Origin of the sequence: Bradyrhizobium sp. SZCCHNR1002, assembly GCF_032381435.1 — a bacterium.
Classification (GTDB): Bacteria; Pseudomonadota; Alphaproteobacteria; order Rhizobiales; family Xanthobacteraceae; genus Bradyrhizobium; species Bradyrhizobium aeschynomenes.
This window is the reverse complement of the sequence record NZ_JAUHIS010000001.1, coordinates 153,109-177,402: the sequence shown is the minus strand read 5'-3', so window position 1 is coordinate 177,402 and position 24,294 is coordinate 153,109. Positions and strand designations below refer to the sequence as shown.

Below are 24,294 nucleotides of genomic sequence, written 5' to 3'. Positions count from 1 at the left end.
CACGACCGGAGATCCGGCCCGCTGCCGCCGCCGTTCAGGCGAGAGCCATCAGGAGACCCCGACCATGCGACGGCATCTGCTCACGACCGCGATCCTCGCAGGATTCATCGCCATGCCCAACCCGAGTGACGCCTCCCCGCTCGACCGGTACAAATGGAAGAACCGGCTCCTGGTCGTGACCGGCCCCGACGACGCCGCAGCACAGCAGCAGCGCCGGATCTACGACGCCGCCCAAGCCGGCATGTCCGAGCGCGCGATCGTGCTGCTCGACGCCGTTGACGACAGCGCCGCCTCTCGCGAGCTTCGCGCGGCGCTCGGCAGCGACGTCAGCCGTTTCAAGGTCACGCTGATCGGCAAGGACGGCCACACGGCCTTCACGTCGGACACGCCTGTTTCGGCCGACGCGCTGTTCAAGCGCGTCGACGCGATGCCGATGCGGCAGGACGAGATGCGGCGCGACAGGCCGCGATAAAGACGGCACGCGGCGGCGCTGTTGGATCGCGCCGACCGGATGAGCCGCGGCGCCAAAGGCTCGAGGTCCTGTGCACCGTCAACGACCTGCTCCCGTGCCGCACGGGCGCGCGACATCGTCACGGCAGACTTCTCCACGTTTCAAACAGCAGGCATGACTGAGCCGCCTCGCGGCCGCATGCGCCCGAGCTTTGCGATCGATCGACCTCTCCTGTCGAAGAAGAGGCGCAGGGAAGACCGGGTATCGGCTGACACCCGCGGTCCGCGTGCAGCAGATAAGCACGCGGCAGAACCACAGGTTCAGCCCAATATCCGGCCTTCCCTGCGCGACGGTTTTGCGACTTATAGGCGCTCTCCCCGGGGACCGGCTGTCTTGCCCCCGTCACCAGTGGATCATCACCACCGGCTTGGTCTCAGCGTCGGGAGACCAGGACCACGCCACTTCGCCGTCGCATCGCTCCGTTCGTCGGCACGGGCTGTGACCCCCGGCTGCAGAGCAACGCGCCCGTCGCCTCTCCGGCTCGACGCTTCATGACGATCGCGAAACGTCCCTCTTCAGCGAGCCGGGATGCGCGAGAATGTGAGGGTGATTTGCCCGACGTGACAAGGGATGAGTGCGCGACAAACTGGCACGACGGGCATTTGGCGCATGCGTGGCATGCAAGGATTGCCCGTCGGGCACAGGCCTAAATCCAGCTCGAAATAAAACAGTTTAACTATATGACTTGAATGACGCACCAGGAACAACGCGACAGACAAAACCCGCGCAATGAAACTCGCCTGAGCTACCAATGCCATCTCACCATCACTTGTGACCACTTTCGACCTGAACGCAATTCAGTACGCCTTTCGGATCGAGGGTAGCTCCACTCGCGGACGCGTCGGGATGATCACGCCTTGGTCCCTCCGCAACCATCCTCTGCGCCCCCACTCGTCGTGCAGCAAAGTGAGCCGCAGTCCAACCTCGCGGGTTGTGTTGATTGCCCCTTCCGAGAACGGAAATGACATCGGCGGCAAGAACACCTTGGTGTTTCTTTCGCCGATTGGAGCGCCAAAATGATACTTACCATAGACGTCAGGGATTTCGTCTGCGAATTCAGCCAGTGAGCAGATGAGGGCGACGCGGCCGAAGACACCACTCATAGTCAGCGCATTCTCGCTCGGGGGAGTATCGAGGCCCATGGGCCAGTCGCGAAAGTCTGGATCGTTCCTGTGGGTGAGCGCTACTGCCAGCAACATGTCTGTCCGGACTTCGTTGAAGGCATTTACCTCCGCTGCTCTCTCGCGAAGAGTGTAACGGCGCGTATACAGTCCCTCTGGTTTGTTGGTCGCAGCGGCCCACTGCAACCCTTCGAATTTCCACAACCAACGCACGAGCAACTCAGACTCATCTTCACTTAGGGCCGTTCCCTGCTCCAACTGCCGAAATATTTCAGCCACCGGCCCTTCGAGTGAAGTTCCGAAGGTCTCGTTGCAATGTGCGCAAAGCGGTATGGTCGCCTTATCCGGGTCTATTGTTTGTCCATCAAGCCAAGTAATTCCTTCATGGTGCACTTTCGCACTCTCAATGAGCCACTGCGGAAAGAAATGCTCCTTTGTCATCGGCAGCCCGACACGATCACAGCCAGAGCAGCGCAATTTCAATAGGCGGCGCGACTTTCTCTCCAATGCCTCGGCCTTTCGACGTTCCTGCCGGTTCATCTCGCTGGTACCAATGTGATCCTGCGTCGCTTCCGAGAAGAATTCGAAGATAGACTGCGGAGCAGCCCTCGCTTCTTTGTCCCGAGTCGCTTGAGGAGGCGCATGGCTTTTTCAGTATCGAGCGTGTCTATCCGAGCACCGCACGGAGGGTCGGAAAGAAAGTGGATATTGGGGTCTCGACCGCCTCAGGAGCTTCGAGCGCTCGCCTGATGTGTGAGGATATATCCGTTTGATAGGTGCCAATCCGCGGCGCGAACGAATAGATATCCGACGTGTCGATGATAACTGTCCTCATCTGGTTGACGTCGAATGGTATCGTGTCAGCTTTTCGAACAATCTGTACGATGGGCAATCTCATCATATGACGGATGGCTAGCTCGTAGAACACATTAGGATTGTGGTAAGACATATCAACAATTACGAGCCGGGCCTTGACCAGAAATTCCATGATCTGCTTGGTGATCATTCCCGGCTTGTCTATCTGATCGGCACGCACCAGTGATAAGCCGAACGATGCTACGGACGGTTCGATGAGCGTGCCCATGAACAGGTCGGAATGTTGGCGATACTCGCTGTCAGCGGCGCCAATCGGACTGATGTAAAAGCAGGTGGATTCGAATTTGGCATGATCTGCCGTGATGACAGCACCGGCGGGGGGTGGAGTTGTGGGTGGTAGAACCGATGACGGAAGCGCTCCCAAGATCGTCTGCCCCGGAGGCTGCTGGATGGCATCCACCGCGGCGTCTTTAGAAACGAGCCGTTCGGCTCCAGACAGCATTGCTAAGAGGCCGACATATCGCGCATTAAGAATGAATGTTTCGACAGCCTCAGGAGCGGCATCTCTGCTTTCGCCCAACTCCACAGCCGTATCGACCAGAGCCGTTTTTGCTGGCAAAGCCCTGCCCACAAACCGTTCATGGAGCTTTGCGAAGATTTCGATGTCCTCTATTGCGAGCTTGATCTTTGCGCGTAGTTGGTCTCGCGCTGGTATTTGCGGATCAACAGTGCGCACCCCATCTTGGGTCAATTCGAGCGTCTCGCTTGCATAATTGCCTTTGATGAGCCCATACTTGTTCGCGTTTGTTACGAGCATGCGGCTCGCGCCGCTATCGGGTGACTTGCCGATATGGTCGAACAGCGACAACCTGCGGACGGCTTCCCCGCTTCCGAACTGGAACATGCTTTTCACAAAATCAATGCTATCTTCGAAGGGAGCGGCCGGGAAGCTGCGGACGGTGCGCTTCCGTCGCGCAACCTCCTTTTCAACCTTTTCATTTGCCTCTGCGATGGTCTCCGAAGTAGCGCTTCCCTTGCGTGCCATTTACTGCCCCCTCTTACGAGTTCACAGATAGCACTCGTACAAATAGCAACGCAACCAGAGTACCCGATTGGACCGGTGGAAAGCCGAGAAGATGCAGGGTGCCTGAGCCTCGCCACTAGAGACCTTGTCCGGCTGGGTTCACCCTCGCGAAACGCTGACCTGAGGCACAAAAGCCGTCTTAGTAGAATGCTCTTTTAGAGTGCGATGCACAATTCTCCACGAGTTCAATACCTAATTGGATAAGGTGCTCGTATGGTTGTCATCGGGTGTGCCCGCGTAAGCACCACCGACCAAAAGATGTCCAAGAACCGCATTGCGCGCGACCGATTATGATCTGATCCGCTCTGGAAAAGCACAGCAGGCGTTCGAGGCCTCGAGGAGATGCGTGCCGTCTTTGACTTCCTCCATGGACGACGTGCTCACGGTAACCCGCATCGACCGCTTGGCCCTCAGCATCGGCAACCTCGAGGAGATCGCGGGCGTTTAAGGCCCCTGGCGCATTCCTGCGGCGAATGAGCAGATCATGACGGCCTAGCTCACTCCCACTCAATCGTCCCCGGCGGCTTGCTCGTCACGTCGTACACCACCCGGTTCACGCCCTTCACCTCGTTGATGATGCGCGTCGCCGTGTTGCCTAAGAACTTCATGTCGAACGGATAGAAATCCGCCGTCATGCCGTCGGTCGAGGTGACGGCGCGCAGGCCGACGACGTAGTCGTAGGTGCGGCCGTCGCCCATGACGCCGACGGTCTTGACGGGGAGCAGCACCGCGAAGGCCTGCCAGATGGTGTCGTAGAGGCCGGCCTTGCGGATCTCGTCGATGTAGATGGCGTCGGCCTTGCGCAGGATGTCGAGCTTGTCGGTCGTGATCTCGCCGGGGCAGCGGATGGCGAGGCCCGGGCCCGGGAACGGGTGGCGGCCGACGAACACGTCCGGCAGGCCGAGCTCGCGGCCGAGCACGCGGACCTCGTCCTTGAACAATTCGCGCAGCGGCTCGACCAGCTTCATGTTCATGCGCGCCGGCAGGCCGCCGACATTGTGGTGCGACTTGATCGTCACCGAGGGGCCGCCGGTGAAGGAGACGCTCTCGATCACGTCGGGATAGAGCGTGCCTTGCGCCAGGAAATCGGCGCCGCCGATCTTCTTGGCCTCGGCCTCGAACACGTCGATGAAGAGCTTGCCGATGGTCTTGCGCTTCTGCTCCGGGTCGGTGACGCCCGCGAGCTCGCCGAGAAACAGCTTCGAGGCATCCACATGCACCAGCGGGATGTTGTAGTGGTGCCGGAAGAGATCGACGACGGTCTCGGCCTCGTTGAGGCGCAGCAGGCCGTGATCGACGAACACGCAGGTGAGCTGGTCGCCGATCGCCTCGTGGATCAGCACCGCGGCGACGGCCGAATCGACGCCGCCGGAGAGGCCGCAGATCACCTTGCCCTTCCCCACTTGCGCGCGAATCTTCTTGATCTCCTCCTCGCGGAAGGCGTGCATGGTCCAGTCGCCGCCGAGGCCGGCGATGTTGCGGACGAAGTTGCGGATCAGTTTGGCGCCGTCGGGCGTGTGCACCACTTCGGGGTGGAACATCAGGCCGTAATACTTGCGCGTCTCGTCCTGGATCACGGCAAAGGGCGCGTTCGGCGACACGCCGGCGACCGAGAAACCCGGCGGCATCTGCGTGATGCGGTCGCCATGGCTCATCCACACCTGGTGCTGCTCGCCCGGCTGCCAGACGCCGTCGAACAGCAGGCTCGAGGTCTTGACCTCGACGTCGGCGCGGCCGAATTCGCGGTGATGGCCGCCCTCGACGGTGCCGCCGAGCTGGGCGGCCATCGTCATCTGGCCGTAGCAGATGCCCATCACCGGGACGCCTGACTCGAAGATCAGCTGCGGGGCACGCGGCGAGCCCTCTTCGTGGACGGATTCGGGGCCGCCGGAGAGGATCACGGCCTTCGGGTTCATCTGCCGGAAGGCGGCCTCCGCCTTCTGGAACGGCACGATCTCGCAATACACGCCGTCCTCGCGCACCCGGCGCGCGATCAGCTGCGTGACCTGGCTGCCGAAATCGACGATCAGGATCTTGTCGTGGAGCGCGGCCACGGAGGTGTCGGTGGCGGCGGCGGTCGGGGTGTTGTTGGCTGGGGCTGTCATGGCAAGGAATTACGCCGCTGCGGGGGGACTCGCAACCCTTTGGCTGAGGGGATGCCGCCTCCTCCACGTCATTCCGGGGCGGTCGCGAAGCGGCCGAACCCGGAATCCTGATATTGTCTTGCCCTGCCATCTCGGGATTCCGGGTTCGATGCTTCGCATCGCCCCGGAATGACGGTGGGCTTGTGGCACCGGCCTCATCCCCCGCGCAAGCGGGGTATCCAGTACGCCGCGACGTCTCGGCCGGCCACGGCCGGCGGTGGAATACTGGGTCCCCCGCTTTCGCGGAGGACGACAGCGGAGGGTGCCGCGGCCGCTTGCCCCGCTCTTGCGAGTGGATTGGCCCAACTGCCTGCCCCGCGTCATTGCGAGCGTAGCGAAGCAATCCAGGGTGGCGGGCGGAACTCTGGATTGCTTCGCTTCGCTCGCAATGACGGCGGAAAGAGCTTGGACGGCGGAGAGACTTTCGGACGGCGGAAAGGGCTAGGCCTGCTTCTTCAAGACCGACACGAAGAATCCATCCGTCCCCGTGCGGCGGGGGGTCATCAGCAAGCCTTCTTCCGACTTCAGCGCGACTTCCGCGAACGCCTCCGCCTTGTCCCAGAGGACGGTGGCGGTCTGGTCGGGGGGCTGGATGGTGAATTCGGGGTGGCGGGAGACGAACGCCCGCACCTGGTCGCCGTTTTCCGGCTGGAGCACCGAGCAGGTGATGTAGGCGATGCGGCCGCCGGGTTTGACCAGGGCGGCGGCGCGCTCCAGCACCTCGGCCTGGTCCTTCAGGCGGATCTCCAGCGCGCCGGGGCGCATGCGCCATTTGGCGTCGGGATTGCGGCGCCAGGTGCCGGTGCCCGTGCAGGGGGCGTCGATGACGACGAGATCGGCGGAGGCCTCGATGTCGGCAAGCGGGTCGGCGTCGCCCTTGGGGGTGCGGATCTCGGCGTTGTGGACGCCGGCGCGGGAGAGACGCTCGTGGATCGGGGCGAGCTGGCGCTTGTCGGCGTCGGTGGCGATCAGGCGGCCCTTGCCGCCCATCATCGCCGCCAGCGCCAAGGTCTTGCCGCCGGCGCCGGCGCAGAGGTCGATGACCTGCTCGCCGGGCTTGGCGGCGGTGAACAGCGCCGCGAGCTGCGAGCCCTCGTCCTGGACCTCGATCGCTCCCTTGATGAAATCCTCCTCGGCATGGACGCCGGGATTGCGGGCGTCGGCCCCGAGCGTGATGCGCAGGCCGAGCGGCGACCATGGCGTCGGCTGAGCGCCGAGATGCTTCAGCGAAGCCTGCACCTTCTCGCGCTTGGCTTTCAGCGTGTTGACGCGCAGATCGAGCGGCGCGCGGCTGGCCATCGCCATGGCCTCCGCGACGCGGTCGTCGCCGAACACCGCGGCGAGATACGGGTCGAGCCAGTCGGGATAGTCGCCGGCGACCGGCGGCGGCGCACCTTCGGTGGTGCGCGAGGCCAGCGCCTTCTCCTCCTGCGCGGACAGCGGCGGCGGGGCGAAACGGCTGCCGTCGCACATCGCGGCGATGGTCGGCACGTCCAGGCCGCGCTCGAGCTTGAGCATGCCGAGCACCCGCGCCCGCGCGGTATCGTCCTCCATCACCCAGGCGCTGGAGGCACGGCGGCGGAGCACGTCCCAGACCAGGCCGGCGATGGCGGCACGGTCGCCGGAGCCGGCGAAGCGGTGGCTGGTGCCCCAATCCTTCAGTGCCTTGGCCGCCGGCGCCCTGAGGGACTCGATGGACTCGATGATGTCGATGGCGGCGGACAGCCGGGCGGCGGGGGTCATTCAGGAATCCAGTCTCAGATCAGGAGAAGCATCTTCAGGGCGAAATACAGCCACATCGCCAGCAGCACCAGGGCCGAGGCGGTCCAGGCCAGCCCGCGCTTGTCTGCCCCGCGGATAAAGCCGGCATTGACGAAGCGGGTGACGACGAACACCCAGGACAGCAGCACGATGACCAGATCGGCATGGCGCAGCGGCAGCGCAATCGCGATCAGGGCGTAGAACAGGGTCGGCAGGCCGAATTCGTCGGCGGCGTCCGTGGCTTGGCCGCGTCTCTTATTCCAGAACAGCAGCGCGAAGGTGAGCGCGACCTCGACGAAGACGGGCAGCAGCACCATGGGCAGCGACATCGACAATCCCCCTTGGAATGGCGAAGGCCCGGCATGCTGCCGGGCCCTCTGGATGAACCGGTTCCATCAGGACTCCCGATAAGGGGCTGTGGTTCCCGTGATTTTACGGCCGCGCTGAACTTTCACATCAAGTGTGGCTCAGGCCTTGGGTTTAGGCTTTGTCCGGCCCGACCCGCACCAGCTGCTTGCCGAAATTGGCGCCCTTGAGCAGGCCCATGAACGCGTCAGGCGCGTTCTCCAGGCCCTCGGTGACGAACTCCTTGTACTTGACCTTGCCGTCGCGCACCCAGGCCGACATGTCCTTCAGGAAGGCGTCACGGCGGTCGGCGAAGTCGGAGACGATGAAGCCGCGGATGGTGAGCCGCTTGGTCAGCACGTGCTGCATCAGGCTGCCGGCCCATTTCGGTGCAACGGCCTGGGTGTCGTTGTAATGGGCGATCCGGCCGCAGACGGGCATGCGGGCGAAGGCGTTGAACAGCGGGAACACCGCCTCGAACACCGGGCCGCCGACATTCTCGAAATAGACGTCGATGCCCTTCGGGCAGGCTTCTTTCAGCTTGGCGGCGAGATCGGGATCGCGGTGGTCGAGGCAGTCGTCGAAGCCGAACTCCTTTTTCACGTAGTCGCATTTGTCCTTGCCGCCGGCGATGCCGATGGCGCGGGCGCCCTTGATCTTGGCGATCTGCCCCACGGCCGAGCCGACCGCGCCGGAGGCGGCAGCGACGACCACGGTCTCGCCTTCCTTGGGCTGGCCGATGTCGAGCAGGCCGGTATAGGCGGTCATGCCGGGCATGCCGAGCACGCCGACCGCGGTCGAGATCGGCGCGAGGCTCGGGTCGACCTTGGCGAGACCCTTGCCGTCGGAGATCGCGTGCGTCTGCCAGCCGGCGCGGGCCAGCACGATGTCGCCGGGCTTGAAGCCGGGATTGTTGGAGGCGACCACCTCGCACACCGTCCCCGCCTCCATCACGCCGCCGACCGGCACCGGCTGCGCATAGGACGGCCCGTCACTCATGCGCCCGCGCATGTAGGGATCGAGCGACAGCCAGATCGTGCGCAGCAGCACCTCGCCGGCGCCGGGCGTCGGCACGGCGTGCTCCTCGAGGCGGAAATCGGACGGCTTGGGCTCGCCGACGGGACGCGCGGCGAGCACGATGCGCTTGGCTTGGGACATGGTGTTTCCTCCTGATGTTCTTATGGTTGCCGAGGGAATGATGATCTCTCCTCCGTCATTCCGGGGCGCGCGTCAGCGCGAACCCGGAATCCAGAGGTGAGGTGTGCAGGTGATTGCGCAAGACAATATCGAGATTCCGGGTTCAGCGCGCCGCGCGTTGCGCGTCGTGCTGCCCCGGAATGACGGGCGTGTGGCTTACGCCCCGCCCGGATAGTTCGGGCTCTCGCGCGTGATGGTCACGTCGTGGACGTGGCTTTCGCGCAGGCCCGCGCCGGTGATGCGGACGAACTCGGCCTTGCTGTGGAATTCGCCGAGATCCTTGGCGCCGACATAGCCCATGGCGGCGCGCAGGCCGCCGGCGAGCTGGTGCATGACGTTGCCGACCGGGCCCTTGTACGGCACCTGGCCCTCGATGCCCTCCGGCACGAGCTTCAAGGTGTCCTTGATGTCCTGCTGGAAGTAGCGGTCGGCCGAGCCGCGGGCCATCGCGCCGACCGAGCCCATGCCGCGATAGGCCTTGTAGGAGCGGCCCTGCCACAGAAACACTTCGCCGGGCGTCTCGTCGGTGCCGGCGAGCAGCGAGCCGACCATGGCGACGTCGGCGCCGGCGGCGAGCGCCTTGGCGAGGTCGCCGGAGAACTTGATGCCGCCATCGGCGATGACGGGCACGTCGGCCTTCTTGGCGGCTTCCACCGCATCCATGATCGCGGTGAGCTGCGGCACGCCGACGCCCGCCACGATGCGGGTGGTGCAGATCGAGCCCGGGCCGATGCCGACCTTGACGGCGTCAGCGCCGGCATCGATCAGCGCCTGCGCGCCGTCGCGGGTGGCGATGTTGCCGGCGATCACCTGCACCGCGTTGGAGATGCGCTTGATGCGGTTGACCGCCTCCAGCACGCGCGAGGAGTGGCCATGCGCGGTGTCGACGACGACGAGGTCGACGCCGGCCTCGATCAGCTTCTCGGTGCGCTCGAAGCCGCCCTCGCCCACCGTGGTCGCGGCGGCGACGCGGAGCCGCCCCTGCGCGTCCTTGCAGGCCAAGGGATGCGCGACCGCCTTCTCCATGTCCTTCACGGTGATCAGGCCGACGCAGCGGTACTGATCGTCGACGACGAGCAGCTTCTCGATGCGGTGCTTGTGCAGGATCTTCTTGGCCTCGTCCTGGCCGACGCCCTCGCGCACCGTGACGAGGTTTTCATGCGTCATCAGCTCGGAGATCTTCTGCCGCGGGTCGGTGGCGAAGCGCACGTCGCGGTTGGTGAGGATGCCGACCAGCTTGCCGGGGATGCCTTTGGACCCGCCGGTCACGACGGGGATGCCGGAGAAGCCGTAATCCTTCATCAGCGCCAGCGCGTCGGCGAGCGTTGCATCCGGGGAGATCGTCAGCGGGTTCACCACCATGCCGGATTCGAACTTCTTGACCTGGCGCACCTGGGCAGCCTGGCCCTCGGGATCGAAATTGCGGTGGATCACCCCGACACCGCCGGCCTGCGCCATCGCGATCGCCATGCGCGCCTCGGTGACGGTATCCATGGCGGACGCCATGATCGGAATGTTCAGCGGGATCTCGCGCGTCACGCGCGAGCGGATGTCGACCTCGGAGGGAAGCACATCGGACAGGCCCGGCTTCAAGAGCACGTCGTCGAAGGTAAAGGCTTCGCGAAGTGTCTGGACGGTCGCCATCGTCAACTCCTTGTCTGCGGCCGTAACGGCCGCGATGGGATTTAAGGATGAGCGGCGCCGCCGTCGAGACCATGCCTCGCCGTCGAATCGGAGCCCATCGGTGGGGTTGACGCGGGTCGATAGCATGGGCCTGTGACGAATCAAAGGGCCGATCCGCCCTCCTCCCGCGATTGCGAAAGACGGCCCGGATCGGCCCCAGATGCGCAACAAAAGGTCGCCAAAGCCCCGATTCCGGGGCAGAAGTTCCGCCGTTAGCGCCAGGCGCCCGGCGGCGGCCCGTAGCGGCGGATGGCGTCGACCACCTCACGGTGGCGCCGGTCCTCACGCCGCATGTGGACGGCGATCAGAGCGTGCGCCGAGGGCACCAGCAGCAGCACGTGGAAGAACAGGCCGAGCACAAGGCAGACCAGACACAGCAGCAGGTTGAAGATGGCCGCGAACGGCTGCCCGTTGAGCAGCAGACCCAGCGGCGGCACCAGAGCGGCGAGCAGGTAGATCATCGGCACATCTCCCAAACCACAGGACGCGACAGCGTCGCGCTGCATTTGGGGGGCCATGCCGCCCACGCAATGGCCCCGTTCGTCGCAGGGTGTTAAAGCCCCGGCGCCGGCCCGCCTCCTTCGCTCTCCCAGGATTCGATGAACAAGCAACGAATCATTCCGCTGATCGTCGCCACCGCCCTGTTCATGGAGAATATGGACTCCACGGTCATCGCGACCTCGCTGCCGGCCATCGCCAAGGATATCGGCACCAGCCCGCTGACCTTGAAGCTCGCGATCACGTCCTATCTGTTGTCGCTCGCGGTGTTCATCCCGGCGAGCGGCTGGACCGCCGACCGCTTCGGCGCGCGGCGCGTGTTCTCCAGCGCGGTCGCGGTGTTCATGATCGGCTCGATCGGCTGCGCGCTCGCCAACTCGGTCGAGAACTTTGTGTTCGCGCGCATCCTGCAGGGCATGGGCGGGGCGATGATGACGCCGGTCGGACGTCTCGTGCTGCTGCGCTCCGTCGACAAGAGTGCGCTGGTCGGCGCGATGGCCTGGGTCACGATCCCCGCGCTGATCGGCCCTGTCATCGGGCCGCCGGTCGGCGGCTTCATCACCACCTATTTCTCCTGGCACTGGATCTTCCTGATCAACATCCCGATCGGCATCGTCGGCATCATCATGGCGCTGCGCTTCATCGATCCGATCAAGAGCGACAATCCCGAGCCGTTCGACCTCTATGGCATGGTGCTCGCCGGCATCGGCCTCGCCGGTCTCGCCTTCGGCCTCTCCGTCGCCGGGCTCAATCTGCTGCCATGGTCGGTGGTCGGCAGCCTCGTCGCGATCGGCGCGATCTCGATGACGCTCTATGTGCGCCATTCCTGGCGGACCAATTCGCCGGTGCTCGACTTTTCGCTGCTGCGCCTGCCGACGTTGCGCGCCTCGATCGTCGGCGGCTTCATGTTCCGGCTCGGCATCGGCGCCCTGCCCTTCCTGCTGCCGCTGCTGATGCAGCTCGGCTTCGGGCTATCGCCGTTCCAGTCCGGCCTCGTGACGTTCGGCTCGTCGGCCGGCGCCATGGGCATGAAGGCTTTGGCGGCACGGCTGATCAAGGCCTTCGGCTTCCGCCATCTGATGACGGTCAACGCCGTCGTCAGCTCGGTCTTCCTCGCCGCCTGCGCGCTGTTCACGCCGGCGACGCCGCTCTTGCTGATCGTCATCATCCTGTTCGTCGGCGGCTTCTTCCGCTCGCTGCAGTTCACCGCGATCAACACGGTGGCCTATGCCGAGGTCGAGACCGCGCAGATGAGCCGCGCCACGACGCTGACCAGCGTCAACCAGCAGCTCGCGATCTCCGCCGGCGTCGCGGTCGGCGCATTTTCAGTTGAAACGACGATGTGGGCGCATGGCGCGAGCGAGCTCACCGCCGCCTCCTTCGCCCCGGCCTTCATCGTCGTCGCCATCACCTCGGCGCTGTCGTCATTCTTCTTCTGGCAGATGCCGGATGACGCCGGCAGCGAGATCTCGGGCCGCAAGGTCGCTGCCATCGCCAGCCGCAAGGGCGCCGAGAAAGGCGTCGAGAAGGCTGCGACGAAGTCGGCCAGCGAGACCACGCACGACGCGCGCGATCAGAAGCTCGGCTGAGTGCCGCGGCTCAGGGCTTCCGCGGGGCGGACTTCCAGTAGTCGGCCAGGCGATCGGCCCACATCTTTGCGTGCAGCTCGGTGCCGGCGCGGCTCATGTGACAGCGGTCGTGGCGCAGCGGCAGCCCGATCTGGTCGGTGTCCGGACCGGGATAAACCCCGAGCGAGGGGTTCGGCACGGCTGCCTGCGCGGAACGGATGATCTCGTCAGGAATGGTGCCGCAGAGCGTCGCCTTGGCGATGAAGATCGGTGCGGTCACGTCGGCCGCGCGCAAGCCCGCGATGATCTCGAGATCGTTGCGCAAATAGGACAGCCGCGCCGCCTCCTTCATCGTCGCGCTGACCTGCAGCTGCGTGCCGTCCTCCGCGCCATTGGTCGAGAACGCAAAGGCGTTGCTCTCGCCCTGATGCCAGAGCACGGCGCTCGGCTCGAGACCGGCGTCGCGCAAGCCGGCCAATGTCGAAAGCAGCACCTCGAAATATTTGCCGCCGCGGGCGCGCCACTCCTCGACATAGGTGCCTCCGATCGCGGCGGGCGCGATCACCACCGTCTTCGCAAGCCCGCGATCGATCAGTTCGTCCGAGAGCCGCGTGGCGACGTTCTCGCCGTCGCCTGTCGTGCCCAGCAAAGGATTGCGGGCCACATAGCAGCGGCCGTCGAAGCGGTCGAAATTGTAGAAGCGGTGACGCGGCTGATAGAGCTGTCCGCTTGGATCGGGCGCGCCGGCATTGGAGATGTTCGACTGCCCTGCGGTCAGCAGCACCACCAGCCCGTCGCGGGGAATGGCATTGCAGGGAACCGGCGTGGCCGCGCTGCGCGCCTCCTCGTTGTCAGGCAGGAGACAACGCGAGGCGTTGCCGCCCGCGATGAAATCAGCATCCGACCCGTACAGTGCCTGCGCGAGCTTGCGCTCCTTCAGCAGGCTCTGCACCTCCGGGTCGCCACTTGCGCCGTCGATGCGGCGATCGATGTCGTCGAAGGCGGCGCGGCGCGCGCGCACCTGCGCCACCAGCGCCTGAAAGCTCGGTCGCGTCGAGATCGCGCCGACGGCGCAAGCAGCACAATTGCCGTCGCGCGACTTGGCCGCGGTGGTCGGCTGGCAGACATCGCGTGGCGGCAGCACCTCCGCCGCACCGGCCGTGGCGGGCAAAGAGACCAACCCGAGCCCGGCAACGATTGACATCAATATGCTTCGCATCAGCTCCAGCCCAATCGACAGGGAGAGTTCGGCTACCATGTAACGAGGAATCGGACGATCACGTTGCTCACCGTCATTCCGGGGCAATCCTCAATGCGCAGCCGCGAAGCGTCTATGCGTTGAGGATTGAACCCGGAATCTCGACATGGTCGACGCCAGACGATCTCGAAATTCCGGGTTCAAGGCCTGCGGCCTTGCCCCGGAATGACGGGGGTTGTGAGGCAGGACAATCCGAGACGCTCGTGCGAGGAGAGGTCGGACACAGGCTTTTCCATTATAGTCTGCCACCATGAAGGAAAGCCGAATCGACGCGCAACCGCTCGCCGCCCTGGCGATGGATTGTTGGCCGACAGTGCTTCTGCTGTTGGCAGCGACGCTCGCCGGTCCCGTCCTCGGCGGACTGGTCAGACCGGCCTTCATCCTCGGCTGCGCCGCCGCCGGCTGGTTTGCGTGGCGCCGCAGCGCCGCCGCTCACGTGCAGTCGGCGATCCTCTTGTTCGCCTTTGCCCCGTTCGTGCGTCGCCTGGTCGACATCTCCGCAGGCTTCGACTCCTCGGGCATCATGCTGAGCGGCCCGCTGCTGTTCATCCTCATGCCGATCCCGAGCCTGATCCTCTCGCCCGCGGGCAGAACCGGACCGAGCAATTCGTGGCTGGTGCCGCCGTTCATCATCCTGGCCTGCATCCTCTACGGCGGCGCGCTGTCGATGTTCCAGAACGACTGGTTCAATGCCGCCAATGGCGGCATGAAATGGGCCGCGCCGGTGCTCTACGCGATCGCACTCCAGCAGCAGGCCCGATCCGACACTGTGCTGATCGATGCGATCACGCGCGTGTTCATGCTCGTGTTGCCGCTCACCGGCCTCTATGGCATCTGGCAATATGTCGATCCGCAAAACTGGGATCGGTTCTGGATGGTGAATGCCAGCATCACCTCCGCCGGCTATCCGCTGCCCTACATGGTGCGCGTGTTCAGCACGATGAACGGACCCGCCAGCTATGCGACCTTCACGGCCACCGGCCTGCTGCTGGTCGGCTTCCTGCGGCCGGGCTGGCTGGCGATGATCGCGATGGCGCCGGCGGCGCTCGGCCTGTTGCTGTCGCTCTATCGCACCAGCTGGATCACGCTCGCCGTCGGCGTCCTGTTCTGCCTGTTCTTCCCCGCGACGCGAACGCGCTCTCTGTCGCTGACGATCGGGCTGCTGGCCGCGGTGGTCGTCACCGTCCTGTTCACGCCGTTTGCGGATGTGATCACCTCCCGTTTCGAGTCGCTCGGCAGCGTGTCGCAGGACAGCAGCGGCAGCGAGCGACTCGACGAGTTCGTGATGCTGTGGAACGCGCCGAACAGCATGGTGCTGGGATCGGGCTTCACCATCACAGACGTCGGCGTCGCCGGCGCGATGCCGATCGACGGCCAGATCATCGCAAGCTGGGTGACGATGGGCATCCCGGTCGGGCTGATCTGCCTCGCGGCCTACATCTGGGTTGGTCTCACGGCCACCGCCGCCGCCTGGCGGCTGCCGACGCGCGAGGGCGTCGTGCTCGGCGCGCTCGCCATCAGCGCGCTCTTGATCCAGCTGCCGCTGACCAGCATCTCCTCGGGCGAGGTCTCTGCGCTGTTCTGGATGCTGGTCGCGATGGCCTGTCCGATCGATCAGACGGCCGGACGGAGCCGGTACAGCGCCGCGACCCAGCAACATCACACCGGCGCCTGATCCGATGTTGCCACGCGTGGCGCGATCGCGGCCGATCGCGGCTTACGCTTGCCCGGCGGGGCCAGCCCGAAGACCGCGAGCAAATGAAGCCGCTGCAAGACCACATGGGCGATCAGAGGAAGCACGACACCCGCCGCGGTTCCGGCCAACAGATAGAGCCAGGGCCAAGTCGGGATGTGCGCCTTGAGCATGATGATGCGCATGCCCGAGCCGGCGAGGATGTGCAGCACATAGATCGTCATCGACGCAATGCCGACGGCGGCAAGCCAGCGGTGATGCGCGGGGTCGAGCAGCCGGCACAGCACCACCATGCCGGCGATCCCGAGCACGCACGCCGGCAGCGAGGCAAGGCCGTTGGCGTCCATGCCGGACAGCTCCCCGCCGAGCGCCACCGCAGCGGCGAACGCTGCGGCAATCATGATCAGCAGCGGCCAGCCCCGCGGGCGCCATTCCGCCATCAGGCGGGCGCCATACAGCCCGGCGACATAGAACGGCAGGTGATGCAAGGTCAGCGCGAGATCGGGACGGACAGGAAGCATCAGAAACACAGCGAAACCGGCCAAGGCGAGCGATACGAGGATCGTCCGCGACGGAACGATCACCACAACCAGGTGGCAGAGCATCAGCGCGTAGAGAAACCAGAATTGCGCGATCGGGCGATACCAGATCGCCGCGAGATCGCTCGGATGGATCGGGATGTTGGCATCCCGCGCCAGCAGCATCGTGGTCCCGCCCTGGATCAGCGACCACAGCACGTAGGGATAGGCGATGGTCCAGAGCTTGGAGCTCAGGAACGGTCGCGCGCCGTGCCGCAGGCTGTGCTGCACGTTCAAGCCCGCCAGGAAAAAAAACAGCGGCATGTGGAACGTGTAGAGCGTGTAGTCCATCCAGCGCGCGAGCGCCCCGTCCGGAAAAATCCCGGGGCGCACCAGGCCGCCGAGCACATGACCGTAGACGACCAGGATCACGCCGAGGCCGCGCGCGTAGTCGATCCACACCATGCGCGTGGTGTCAGCCGAAGCCCTCTGCGTTCCAGCATCCATGCCCGATAGGCCCTGCCCTCGCGCAGCGCGTCCGGTCCATCATCCCTGCGACGCCCGCGCGGCACTCCAACGAGACATATCGCACGTGGCCTTCCGGTGCCGTCTGTCTTCGGCGCCGGATACCGGGCATTTTGATGTTAGTCTTAATCACCCCTGACCGAGGCTCGCGAGCCAAAGGGGGTCGTTGCGCAACGATATTCGGAACGTCAGGGCACCTGTTCACCGGTGAACGGGTTCCAGCCGGTCTCCGCCAGCACCGCCCAGGCCGTCGCGCCGAGATGCGGCCGCTTGAAATAGAAGAAATCGGGGATCGTGCTGTTCCCGCTGGGATCGATCGATAGACCTGTGGTCACGCGCGCGCCGCGCGTCGCGTTCAGGAACCCCGAGGACGTCCGGTCGTTGCGCATGCCCGCCAGCAGGCGCTGAGCCGCGGCCTTGTCGCCGACCACGCGATAGGCCAGCGCGGCTTGCGCCGTGCCCTCGACCCAGACGCCGTCGCGATCGCCGTTGAAGTCGAAGCCATTGTCTACGGCGAGATTTCGTTCAGCAAAACCGAGTGCCTTGCGCCAGTCGAGCGCATCCGGGACCGCCATCCAAGGCCAGAGCTGAACGTCGAGCGCGAGCAGATTCCGGTCCGCGAGGCTGCCATCCGGCTTGGTGCCGAGCAGGAAGTGATCGCCTTGGAAGGCGCGATCGAGCAGCCGCCGCGCCGCTTTGGCGGCGTTCAGATAGCGCGGCTCCGACGTGAGGCGTGCCAGCCACGCGGCGACCGCATAGACGTCGGTGTTGTGCTCGGTCGACATCCAGGTCAGCCGCACCTGCTGCGGATCATAGCCGTGAAAACCGCCGCTGAAGCCCTCGGACCCGTTCGCGGCATGGCCGAGGATCCAGTCCATCAGCTGCCGCGCGCCGGACAGATACGCCGCCTCTCCAGTTGCCTGGTGCAAGGTCAGCAGCGCCAGCGCCGCCCAGGCGACATTCCCTGTCGCAGTACCATCCTGTGCGGCATCCTCGCCCCAGATCTTGTGTCGATCGTCCCACCAGCCCGGCAGCAGCGCAGCCCCAGAACCCACGGGACCAGCGCGATAGGCATTCCGCAGCCGGCCATCGTCGAAGCTGCGATCATGGGACATCGCATGCGTCAGGGCGTTGCCGATCGTCCGCGCCTGATCGACGTGGCCGCATGCGACAAGCGCGATCGCGGCGAGCGCGTTGTCGTAGACGAAAGCGGTCGTGGACAGGCCAAGCGGCAATTCCCCATCACCATCGGCCGGCTCGTAGCTGCGAATGAACACCGCCTCCCGGGCCGCGAGCTTCGGTGCAACCGCTTTCATCAGTCCCGGACAGAACGAAACCTCAGCCTGCGTCGCGACCCCACTGCCCAACAGCGCCATCGCCAAGACGACCATGAATGTGAGCCTCATAGTGACGCCACCGCACATATCATGGGCCGCACCGAACCGGTGGTCTGGCCTCCCTCAATCCTCATTCGCCTTGAAGCGCCCGAGGCCCTTCAGGACGAACGGCGCGATCAGCGCAATCAGCGCGACGACCAGCAGCGTCGCCGAGATCGGCGATTGCAGCAACGTCATCGGGTCGCCGAGGCTGATCGCCAGCGCACGCCGCAACTGGCTCTCGGCGATCGGCCCGAGGATGAGGCCGACGACGACGGGCGCGATCGGGAAATCGAAGCGCCGCATCAGGAAGCCGAGCACGCCGAAGCCGGCCAGCATCGACAGTTCGACCACGGATGGCTTTGCGGCGATGGTGCCCATGGTCGCGAACACGAGAATGCCGGCGTACAGCCACGGCGTCGGGATCTTCAACAACCGCACCCACAAGCCGATCAGCGGCAGGTTCAAGACCAGCAGCATCGTGTTGGCGATGAACAGGCTCGCGATCAGGCCCCAGACGAGATCCGGACGCTCGGCAAACAGCAGCGGGCCCGGATTGAGGCCATATTGCTGGAAGCCGGCGAGCATCATCGCGGCGGTCGCCGAGGTCGGCAGACCCAAGGTCAGCAGCGGCACGAGCGTGCCGGCGGCCGATGCGTTGTTGGCCGCTTCGGGTCCGGCGACGCCTTCGATCGCACCCTTGCCGAACTCATCCGGATATTTCGTTAGCCGCCGCTCGGTCGAATAGGACAGGAAGGTCGGAATCTCGGCGCCGCCCGCCGGCAATGCGCCGATCGGAAAGCCGAACATGGTGCCGCGCAACCAGGGCTTCCAGGACCGCTTCCAGTCCTCGCGCGTCATCCACAGCGAGCCCTTGATGGCCTCGATCTTCTCCTCGGTGTGATGCCGGCGCGAGGCGACGTAGAGCGCCTCGCCGACGGCGAACAGGCCGACCGCCAAGGTCGTCACCTCGACGCCGTCGAGCAGCTCCGGCACGCCGAAGGCGAGCCGTGCCTGTCCGGTGAGCTTGTCGATGCCGACAAGGCCGAGCGTCAGACCGATGAACAGGCTGGTGAGGCCGCGGATCGGCGAGTCGCCGAAGGTCGCGGAGACCGTGATGAAGGCGACGCACATCAGTGCGAAATAATCCTCGGGGCCAAAGCGCACGGCGATGTCGACGAGATAGGGCGACAGGAATGCCAGGCCGATGGTGGCGATGGTGCCTGCGACGAACGAGCCGATCGCCGAGGTCGCCAGCGCCGGGCCGCCGCGGCCGGCCTTGGCCATCTTGTTGCCTTCGAGCGCGGTGGCCATCGAGGCGCTCTCGCCGGGCGTGTTGATCAGGATCGCGGTGGTCGAGCCGCCATACATGCCGCCGTAATAGATGCCCGCGAACATGATCAGCGAGCCGCCGGGATCGAGCTTGTAGGTGACCGGCAGCAGCAGCGCGACGGTCAGCGCCGGCCCGATGCCCGGCAGCACGCCCACCGCCGTGCCGAGGAAGACGCCGATCAGCGCATAGAGCAGGTTCATGGGCTGGGCGGCGATCGCCATCCCATGCGCGAGCGCGGCGAAGGTATCCATCACAACAATCTTTCGAGCGGACCGGCGGGAAGGCTCAGGGTGAGGAGACGGTCGAAGGCGACGTAGATGAGCGTCGTCAGCACGGCGCCGATGACGAGATCCATGACGAAGGCGCGGCGGCCGAACGCGGCCGATGTCGTGACGAACAGCGCCGTCGTCGCCAGGATGAAGCCGCCGCCGAAGCCGATGATGCCGATGAGCAGCGCGAGGCCGACGAGGATCAGCAGCACCGCGAACGGATCGGAGCTCTCGCGAGGCGGCAGATTGCCCCTGAGGGCATCGATCAGATTGGCCAGCGCCAAAATGCCGAGCCCGATCGCGATCACCACCGGCATCACCTGCGGCCCCATGCCGTACATCGTGGTCGCAGGGATCTGATTGGCATCGTAGACCAGCACCAGCGCGACCGCCGCGAGCAGCGCCGCGATCACGATGCCGGCCTTGTCGACGCCGCGCGCCGGAGCTTCCGTGCCGACGCCGTCGGTCATGATTTGACGAGACCGACCGACTTCAGCACGTCGGTGACGCGGACGTTCTCCTTCTTGAGAAACTCGGCGAATGCGTCGCCCGGAAGGTAGGCGTCATCCCAGCCCTTCTGCTTCAGGATTTCCTTCCACGCATCCGACTTGACCATCTTCTCGACGGCCTCGCTGAGCGTCTTCTTCTGCTCGGGCGTGATGCCGGGCGCGGCCACGACCGAGCGCCAGTTGGCGAGCACGAGGTCGATGCCCTGCTCCTTGAAGGTCGGGATGTCGACACCGGGAATGCGGTTCTCGGAGGACACACCGATCGCGCGCAGCTTGCCGCTCTTGATCTGCCCGTCATACTCGGAGAGCCCGGAAATGCCGGCGGTGACCTTGCCGCCGAGGATGGCCGCCAGCGACTCGCCGCCGCCCGAGAACGGGATGTAGTTGACCTTCTTGGCATCGGCCCCGATGGCGCCCGCGAACAGCGCGGCCATCACGTGATCGACGCCGCCCGCAGAGCCGCCCGCGAACGTGACCTTGGCGATGTCGGCTTTCAGGGCCGTCGCGAGATCCTGCGCCGTCTTGATCGGCGAATTGGCCGGCACGACGATGACCTGGATCTCCTCGGTCAGCCGCGCGATCGGCGTCACCTGCTCCAGGGTCACCGGCGACTTGTTCATGGCGAGCGCGCCGACCATGACGAAGCCGTTGACCATCAGCTGGTTGCCGTCGCCCTTGGCGCCGTTGACGAATTGCGCGATGCCGACCGTGCCGCCCGCCCCCGCCACATTGGTGACCTGGACGCTGCGCGCCACGCCGGATGCGACGAAGGCCTGCTGCATCGCGCGCGCCGTCTGGTCCCAGCCGCCGCCGGGCGCGGCCGGCGCCATCACCTTGAGCTCGAGCTGCTGGGCAATCGCCGGAGCACCGGCCAGCGACGTCAACACGATGGCTGCGCCGAACAGACGCGTACGGAACGAATTCAAGGCAATCCTCCACGGTGGGCCGAACGAGCGGCTCGCGCTTCTTCTCTTGGCTCTCAGGTTCTTGGCTCAGAGGTGCGACATTTCAGCGGGAAACCCGGCCCCTGTCCAGACAGGAATGGTTGTCGCGCGCATCCGGGCCATCGGACCAGCCTGCGCGCCCGCAGCGGTTGCGCAATGCGGCAGCGAATTCTGGATCGCGGAGACTATCCGCAGGTCCACACCATCCCGATCGGGGTCCGTGTCCAGCACGGACCGAAGCTGCCGCCATTGTATTGGCCGCGGTAGAAGCCGGGACGGCCGAAATAGTGCCACTCGCCGTTGTAGAGCATGTATTTCGGCGTGCCGTCGATATACCAGTGGCGACGGCTGCCGCGTGGCGGACCGTTACGCATCGCCTCCTTGTCGGCATAGAGCGGCAGGCTGTTGTTCGGCGGCTGCTTGTAGCCCGGCAGGAAGCCGTAACCCTGCCAGCGGTGCGCCTTGCGCTTGTGCGACGGCGCGGCCATCGCAACCGCGGGCAGCAGCAGCAGGAGCATCACGAGCGAAATGATAGAACGATGCGGCATTGCGGCAGCCCGATTGCGATGAGGTCCCGGATCCTGAGCTTGATCGCGCGGCACGGCAACGGCCGTTCCGTCATGAAATGTTTCAGTGATGCCGGCGATGCGCGCGGCGCGGTGGCGGCTGCGGCGGGGCATAGAAGGGATTGAGGTCGCACATCGCCGCCCGGCCCGACGCGGTCGCGCGGCATTGCGGCAGCGACGTATAGCTGCAGTCGATCCACTCGCCACCGCCGAACCGGCCGCCTTCATAGACCTTCATGCACACGGGATAGCGCGGATCGTAGGCCTGGGCGTGAGCAGCGCCCGACAGGACGGACCCGACCGCCAAACCCAGCACGAGGGCGCTCCAGTTGAGGACACGCATGCAGGACCTCCGGACTCGACGTCTCGCCGGCCCAGGCCGATTCCCGAGACGGTGATTTCCCCTGCTCTGTATCGCCAGGGCGCAAAAGCCGCAATGACGCCATTACAACAGGTCGGTCTGCTCTCCGCCGCGAAAGCCCATCGCCAGCACGTAGCGCTCGGAGGAACCCTGCCGGCTGGCTGCCGGCTTGACGTGACGGACGCTGGCGTAATCGCGCTTGAGCTGCGCCAGCAGCTCGGCGTCGGCGCCGCTCTGGAACGTCTTGGCGAGAAACGCGCCGCCCGGCTTCAACACCTCGCCGGCAAAATGCGCGGCGAGCTCGACGAGGCCGACGATGCGCAGCTGGTCGGTCTTGCGATGGCCGGTGGTGTTGGCCGCCATGTCGGACATCACGACGTCGGCGCGGCCGCCGAGCATCGCGCGGAGCTTCTCGGGCGCGTCAGCGGCATGAAAGTCGAGCTGGGTGAACGTCACGCCGGGGATCTCGCCCATCTCCAGCAGGTCGATCGCGATCACCTTGCCCTTGCCCGCCTCGGCGCCGACCCGCCGCGCCGCGATCTGGCTCCAGCCGCCGGGCGCAGCGCCGAGGTCGACCACGGTCATGCCGGGTTTCAGCAGGTGATGCTTGTCGTCGATCTCGAGCAGCTTGTAGGCGGCGCGTGAGCGATAACCGTCGCGCTTGGCCTGGGCCACATAGGGATCGTTGAGCTGCCGCTCCAGCCAGAGTTTCGAGGACAGCTTGCGCTTGCCCCCGGTCTTGACCTGCACATGCATGCGGCCGGTGGTGTCTTTTGCCATGTGTTTCTCGATGGTCGTGACCGGATGCCGACGACGTAGGATCGGTCGATGATCAAGGTCCGACAGCCACTATTTGGTTCACCCTCCCCTGGAGGGGGAGGGTCGATCGGGAGCGAAGCGAGCGATCGGGGTGGGGTGAGCCACGGCAAGACTGCCCGTGGGGCTCACCCCACCCCGACTCCCATTCGCTGCGCTCATGGGAGTCGACCCTCCCCCTCCAGGGGAGGGTGAAGAACTCACGCCGTCCTGAGCGCGCCGTCCTCGCGCATCATTTCGACCAGCATGCCCTCGCGCAGGCCGCGATCGGCGACGCGCAGCCGCGGCAGCGGGAAGGATTGCCGGATGGCGTCGAGGATGGCGCAGCCGGCCAGCACGAGGTCGGCGCGGTCGATGCTGATGCAATTGTTCTCGGCGCGCTCCTGGTAGCTCATGGCCAGGAGCTTACCGATGGTCGTCGTGATGTCGGCATCGTTGATCCAGATGCCGTCGACGCGACGACGATCATAGCGCGCGAGGTTGAGATGAATGCCCGCGAGCGTCGTCACCGTGCCGGAGGTGCCGAGCAGATGCATGCCGGCGAGATCGCCGCCATTCTCGGCCGCGAACGGACCGACATGCTCGGCCACCGCATCGACCATGGCGGTGTAGATCTCCGGCGTCACGTCACGACCCCCGAAGCGCTCGGCCAAGGTCACGACCCCGAGCGGGATCGACATCCAGGCCTTGATGCGCGGCTCGGCATTGCGATCCGACGGATCACGCTCGATCCGGACCAGCTCGCTGGAACCGCCGCCGATGTCGAACAGGATGGCCCCGCGCCCGCCAGGATCGAGCAGCGGCGCGCAGCCCTTGACGGCCAGCGCCGCCTCCGTCTCGCGGTCGATCACCTCGAGCTCGATGCCGGTCTCCGCCGCCACCCGGCTGCGGAACCCTTCGGCATTGGCCGCCGCCCGACAGGCCTCCGTCGCGATCAGGCGCAGGCGCCGCGCCTTCTTCGACTGGATCTTGTCCCGGCAGATCGAAAGGGCGGCAATCGCCCGATCCATCGCCGCATCGCTGATGCAGCCGGTGGTCGAGATGCCCTCGCCCAGCCGGACAATGCGCGAGAACGAGTCGACCACGCGAAAACTGTCGCCCGACGGACAGGCGATCAGGAGCCGGCAATTGTTGGTTCCGAGGTCCAGGGCCGCATACACGCTGCTGCCATGGCTGGCGCAGGCTGTGGTCGCGACGTCCAGACCCGGACGCAAGCCGGGCTCCAGGTTCCCGCGCGGCGTGGGACTCTCCCGCAGCCGCGTGTCATTGATCATTCAAATGTCTTTCCGCTGGCCGAACCGGCCCAGATGGAAGTTCTCTTTCCCGAGACATTATCAGTGGATAGCGCCGGCGCAACAGCCCCTCCATCAGGCGTGATGCACCATTCCTAATCAACCG

General features: G+C 65.4%; 21 protein-coding genes. 3 read left to right on the top strand and 18 right to left on the bottom strand.

What is annotated here, in order from left to right; translation table 11 throughout:
- Positions 1 to 64: 64 nt before the first annotated feature.
- Positions 65 to 472, top strand: a complete 408-nt coding sequence (locus tag QX108_RS00820) for a DUF4174 domain-containing protein (protein WP_315784892.1) — start codon at positions 65 to 67, stop codon at positions 470 to 472.
- Between the two features lie 836 nt (positions 473 to 1,308).
- Here the strand turns inward: QX108_RS00820 and QX108_RS00815 are convergent.
- The 8 genes from QX108_RS00815 to QX108_RS00780 all read right to left on the bottom strand — a co-directional run bounded on the left by QX108_RS00815 (position 1,309) and on the right by QX108_RS00780 (position 11,123).
- Positions 1,309 to 2,172, bottom strand: coding sequence for a hypothetical protein (locus QX108_RS00815; protein WP_315784895.1), 864 nt, complete (start codon positions 2,170 to 2,172; stop codon positions 1,309 to 1,311).
- A gap of 127 nt (positions 2,173 to 2,299) precedes the next feature.
- Complete coding sequence (locus QX108_RS00810) at positions 2,300 to 3,493, bottom strand: hypothetical protein (protein ID WP_315784898.1); 1,194 nt, start codon at positions 3,491 to 3,493, stop codon at positions 2,300 to 2,302.
- 536 nt (positions 3,494 to 4,029) lie between these two features.
- The gene (gene guaA, locus QX108_RS00805; RefSeq protein WP_315784904.1) at positions 4,030 to 5,637 is read right to left on the bottom strand and encodes a glutamine-hydrolyzing GMP synthase; all 1,608 of its coding nucleotides are present in this window, start codon (positions 5,635 to 5,637) and stop codon (positions 4,030 to 4,032) included.
- Positions 5,638 to 6,117: 480 nt separating this feature from the next.
- Positions 6,118 to 7,419: an RsmB/NOP family class I SAM-dependent RNA methyltransferase gene (locus tag QX108_RS00800; RefSeq protein ID WP_315784907.1), complete on the bottom strand. Its 1,302-nt coding sequence runs from the start codon at positions 7,417 to 7,419 to the stop codon at positions 6,118 to 6,120.
- A 14-nt stretch (positions 7,420 to 7,433) separates the two neighbouring features.
- Positions 7,434 to 7,766: an MAPEG family protein gene (locus QX108_RS00795; RefSeq protein WP_172108236.1), complete on the bottom strand. Its 333-nt coding sequence runs from the start codon at positions 7,764 to 7,766 to the stop codon at positions 7,434 to 7,436.
- Positions 7,767 to 7,917: 151 nt separating this feature from the next.
- Positions 7,918 to 8,940 carry an NADP-dependent oxidoreductase gene (locus QX108_RS00790; RefSeq protein ID WP_315784911.1) on the bottom strand — a complete coding sequence of 341 codons (1,023 nt, stop codon included), beginning with the start codon at positions 8,938 to 8,940 and terminating at the stop codon, positions 7,918 to 7,920.
- Between the two features lie 195 nt (positions 8,941 to 9,135).
- Entirely contained in the window at positions 9,136 to 10,623 is a 1,488-nt protein-coding gene (gene guaB, locus QX108_RS00785) for an IMP dehydrogenase (protein ID WP_315784914.1), read from the bottom strand.
- Between the two features lie 251 nt (positions 10,624 to 10,874).
- Positions 10,875 to 11,123 carry a hypothetical protein gene (locus tag QX108_RS00780; protein WP_315770931.1) on the bottom strand — a complete coding sequence of 83 codons (249 nt, stop codon included), beginning with the start codon at positions 11,121 to 11,123 and terminating at the stop codon, positions 10,875 to 10,877.
- A 138-nt stretch (positions 11,124 to 11,261) separates the two neighbouring features.
- Between QX108_RS00780 and QX108_RS00775 the strand changes: the two genes are divergently transcribed.
- On the top strand, positions 11,262 to 12,749 hold the full coding sequence (locus tag QX108_RS00775) for a DHA2 family efflux MFS transporter permease subunit (RefSeq protein WP_315784917.1): 1,488 nt from the start codon (positions 11,262 to 11,264) through the stop codon (positions 12,747 to 12,749).
- A gap of 10 nt (positions 12,750 to 12,759) precedes the next feature.
- On the opposite strand, the gene QX108_RS00770 is transcribed toward QX108_RS00775, so the two are convergent.
- Complete coding sequence (locus tag QX108_RS00770) at positions 12,760 to 13,932, bottom strand: sialate O-acetylesterase (RefSeq protein WP_315784920.1); 1,173 nt, start codon at positions 13,930 to 13,932, stop codon at positions 12,760 to 12,762.
- 367 nt (positions 13,933 to 14,299) lie between these two features.
- Between QX108_RS00770 and QX108_RS00765 the strand changes: the two genes are divergently transcribed.
- Positions 14,300 to 15,661, top strand: a complete 1,362-nt coding sequence (locus tag QX108_RS00765; protein ID WP_315784923.1) for an O-antigen ligase domain-containing protein — start codon at positions 14,300 to 14,302, stop codon at positions 15,659 to 15,661.
- Here the strand turns inward: QX108_RS00765 and QX108_RS00760 are convergent.
- From QX108_RS00760 to QX108_RS00720, 9 genes are all read right to left on the bottom strand, one after another.
- A complete protein-coding gene (locus QX108_RS00760) occupies positions 15,646 to 16,704 on the bottom strand; it encodes an acyltransferase (RefSeq protein WP_315784926.1) in 1,059 nt (352 codons plus the stop codon). The two genes, QX108_RS00765 and QX108_RS00760, sit on opposite strands and share 16 nt — an antisense overlap.
- A 206-nt stretch (positions 16,705 to 16,910) precedes the next feature.
- Positions 16,911 to 18,128: a hypothetical protein gene (locus QX108_RS00755; protein ID WP_315784928.1), complete on the bottom strand. Its 1,218-nt coding sequence runs from the start codon at positions 18,126 to 18,128 to the stop codon at positions 16,911 to 16,913.
- A gap of 54 nt (positions 18,129 to 18,182) precedes the next feature.
- Positions 18,183 to 19,682, bottom strand: a complete 1,500-nt coding sequence (locus QX108_RS00750) for a tripartite tricarboxylate transporter permease (RefSeq protein ID WP_315719625.1) — start codon at positions 19,680 to 19,682, stop codon at positions 18,183 to 18,185.
- Positions 19,682 to 20,170: a tripartite tricarboxylate transporter TctB family protein gene (locus tag QX108_RS00745; RefSeq protein WP_172108208.1), complete on the bottom strand. Its 489-nt coding sequence runs from the start codon at positions 20,168 to 20,170 to the stop codon at positions 19,682 to 19,684. The genes QX108_RS00750 and QX108_RS00745 overlap by 1 nt, the downstream gene beginning before the upstream one ends.
- Positions 20,167 to 21,135 (bottom strand): Bug family tripartite tricarboxylate transporter substrate binding protein, encoded by a 969-nt coding sequence (locus QX108_RS00740; protein WP_315719624.1) that lies wholly within the window; start codon positions 21,133 to 21,135, stop codon positions 20,167 to 20,169. The genes QX108_RS00745 and QX108_RS00740 overlap by 4 nt, the downstream gene beginning before the upstream one ends.
- Positions 21,136 to 21,338: 203 nt before the next feature.
- A complete protein-coding gene (locus tag QX108_RS00735) occupies positions 21,339 to 21,701 on the bottom strand; it encodes a hypothetical protein (RefSeq protein WP_315719623.1) in 363 nt (120 codons plus the stop codon).
- An 82-nt stretch (positions 21,702 to 21,783) separates the two neighbouring features.
- Entirely contained in the window at positions 21,784 to 22,062 is a 279-nt protein-coding gene (locus QX108_RS00730; RefSeq protein WP_315719622.1) for a DUF3551 domain-containing protein, read from the bottom strand.
- A gap of 102 nt (positions 22,063 to 22,164) precedes the next feature.
- Positions 22,165 to 22,860: an RlmE family RNA methyltransferase gene (locus QX108_RS00725; RefSeq protein WP_315784931.1), complete on the bottom strand. Its 696-nt coding sequence runs from the start codon at positions 22,858 to 22,860 to the stop codon at positions 22,165 to 22,167.
- Between the two features lie 236 nt (positions 22,861 to 23,096).
- Complete coding sequence (locus QX108_RS00720; RefSeq protein ID WP_315719620.1) at positions 23,097 to 24,170, bottom strand: Ppx/GppA phosphatase family protein; 1,074 nt, start codon at positions 24,168 to 24,170, stop codon at positions 23,097 to 23,099.
- Positions 24,171 to 24,294: the final 124 nt, after the last annotated feature.